Origin of the sequence: Micromonospora sp. AMSO12t (assembly GCF_008806585.1) — a bacterium.
Classification (GTDB): domain Bacteria; phylum Actinomycetota; class Actinomycetes; order Mycobacteriales; family Micromonosporaceae; genus Micromonospora; species Micromonospora reichwaldensis.
The window spans coordinates 1-493 of record NZ_WAAS01000599.1; the positions used below are offsets into that span (position 1 = coordinate 1).

Consider the following 493-nt stretch of genomic DNA (forward strand, 5'->3'; position numbering starts at 1 on the left):
CAAGGTCAAGACCGGTCGATTGCTTGAACAATTCGCCGGCGAGGTGTGACGACTGTCCCGTTCCGGCCGACGCGTAGCTGAACCTTCCAGGCTGCGCGCGCACTGCCGAAATGAACTCTCTCACGTCTCGTGCGGGGAAAGACGGATGGACCACGAGGACATGCGGGGCCGCGGCGATCATCGTCACGGGCGAGAAGCTGTTGACGGGATCGTAGGGAATTTTCGCGTGAAGGCCTGGATTGATGAAGAAGCTCGAGGTCACGACGACGAGCGTATAGCCGTCTGCGGAGGCGCGCGCAGCAGCGGCCGTTCCGACATTGCCGGCACCGCCCGGGATATTTTCAATGACGAACGAAGCGCCACGCTGGCGAAATGCGTCCGCGGTGATGATCCGTGCAATCGTGTCGTTCGGGCCGCCGGCCGCGTAGGGAACGATCACCCTGATCGGCCGGATCGGGTAATTCTCGGCGCGGCCTGCAGCGGGCGACAGCGT

General features: G+C 63.3%; 1 protein-coding gene. It reads right to left on the minus strand.

The window, feature by feature from the left end; all coding sequences use genetic code 11:
• Positions 1-493, minus strand: a 493-nt coding sequence (locus F6X68_RS33125; RefSeq protein ID WP_255474828.1) for a tripartite tricarboxylate transporter substrate binding protein, incomplete at both ends; no start/stop codon positions are given.